Below are 2,042 nucleotides of genomic sequence, written 5' to 3' on the forward strand. Positions count from 1 at the left end.
ACCCAGTTCAATGCCTGTACAAAGGCATCCATCGTCGCGTCCAATTTGGCGGCTTGCGACGGGGACACCTTGAGCTTACAGGATATGGTCAGGACTTGGCTCATAAGTTCATTGTACTTCATCAAAGCGCATTCCTCCCGACACCGACCCTACGGGTACAGTGCGGGGCTCCTGCGATTTCTAGCTGAAGGGACAGGATCGCGCATCCAGGGTTCTCGAATAGCGATGGGACTTGTCGGGATCCCATCTAGAATAGGCGACAACCGGGCGAGAGAGGAGGTGAGCTGGCGGGTGACCTTCGCCCAGTGGCTGGGGCTAGGGGCGCTGTTGGGCCTGCTAGTTCTGCTTTGGCAGATCCGGCAGATCCTGCTGTTGGTGTTCGCGGCCATTGTGTTGGCAGTAGCATTGGATACCTTGGCCCAGATCCCACAGCGCTACGGCTTTCGGCGTGGCCCCTCAATTGTCATCACCAGTTTGACGGTTTTGGTGGCCGCGATCTTGGTGGGGCTAATCGTGGTGCCCCCCCTGGCGGAGCAGTTGCGGTGGCTGTTTACCGATGGGGTGCCCGCCGGGATCGTGCAAGCGCAGCGGCTGTTCGAGAGCTTGATTCTCTCTTTGCCGACGGATATTGAGCTGCCGACGCTGCGGGAATTGGCCAATAGCTTGGTGCCCCAGGCCACCGAGTTGGTGCGACAGGTGCGCGACTTTTTCTCCGAGTCCTTCACTGCCTTTTTTGGCACCCTGCTCAACCTATTGTTTGTAATCATCCTCACCATTTTGTTGTTGGCGGATCCCCAAGCCTACAGTCGCGCTTTTGTCTCGGTTTTCCCGGCCTTTTACCGTCCCCGCATTCGCTACATCCTCAAGCGCTGTGAGCTGGCGCTGCGAGGGTGGCTGATGGGGATCCTGTTTACCAGCACCTTGGTGATGCTGCTGAGTGGGATCGGGCTGTGGATTTTGGGGGTGCCCCTGATCTTGGCCAATGCGGTGCTGGCGGGATTGTTCAACTTCATCCCCAATATCGGCCCCACCTTAAGCGTGGTAGCCCCCATGCTGGTAGCCCTCACGGATGCCCCTTGGAAGTCCTTGGCAGTGCTGGGGCTGTATATCCTGATCCAGCAGTTGGAAAGCAGCGTCTTCACCCCCATCGTTATGTCCCGACAGGTGTCGCTCCTGCCCGCCCTAACCCTAGTAGCTCAAGTTACTTCAGCCTTTTTCTTTGGGGTGCTGGGCCTGTTCCTGGCCGTGCCTTTGGCGGCAATCCTGCAGGTGTGGATTCAGGAGGTGCTAATTCGGGATGTCCTGGATCCCTGGCAGGGATCCCGATTGCGGCCCTTGCTCAGGTTGGAAAGTGGAGAGAATGGGATCCAGAGCTCCACCCAGGATCCCATCCCGCCGCCGCAATCGGTGCGAGATGGTTAAGGGAGCAATGCTCCTGGCTTGGCTCAGCCACACCAGCCTAGCTACGCGACCAAGAGAGCAGAAAGCGGTTCTTGCCCTGAAGGACTTGACCGGTATAAAGGCCCCGCACCGCTATCGCGAGCGAGAATCCAACAAGCGGCAACCGTGCGCCCAGGCAGAGGGGCATTGGGAGAACAGATTGGGAGAACAGTGAGACCTACGGCCCGCTGCGCGAAGGGCATTCTATCAACTTTCTATCAACTCAAGGACTCCGTCCCGCTATTGCTCACCTGGCAAGGCCGGACTGTGGAGTCCCGGCGGGAAAAGCCGCAACCCCTGCTGGCGCACTCGCCGCTCCTGGAAAGGGATAGGGGTCACGCGCGGCAAAGGCGTAGCCACAGGCTGGGGAGTTGAAGTGGGGACAGGTTGTGGAGAGGGCTCAGGCGTAAGCTCAGGTTCGGGAGTGGCTACTACGGGCGGTGGCGTTGGAACAGCCGGGATCCCCTCTGGTGTCGGACGGGGGCGGCCCAGTTGAAAGCGCGGCTGGCGACGAGGTGCAAGCGTGGGCGTCGCCTCTGGCGTTGGAGTCGGAGTGGGTGTGGGTGTGGGCGTCGGGCTGGGTGTTGGCGTCGGAGTAGGAG

The 2,042-nt window shown here is 59.9% G+C and carries 1 protein-coding gene and 1 pseudogene; one reads left to right on the forward strand and one right to left on the reverse strand.

The window, feature by feature from the left end:
* Nucleotides 1-279 precede the first annotated feature (279 nt).
* Nucleotides 280-1,422, forward strand: coding sequence for an AI-2E family transporter (locus NW834_RS13600; protein WP_238376832.1), 1,143 nt, complete (start codon nt 280-282; stop codon nt 1,420-1,422).
* 258 nt (nt 1,423-1,680) lie between these two features.
* On the opposite strand, the pseudogene NW834_RS13605 reads toward NW834_RS13600, so the two are convergent.
* A pseudogene (locus NW834_RS13605) lies at nt 1,681-2,042 on the reverse strand (hypothetical protein); the annotation flags it as partial.

Source organism: Synechococcus sp. R60.1, from assembly GCF_047461835.1.
Lineage (GTDB): Bacteria > Cyanobacteriota > Cyanobacteriia > Thermostichales > Thermostichaceae > Thermostichus.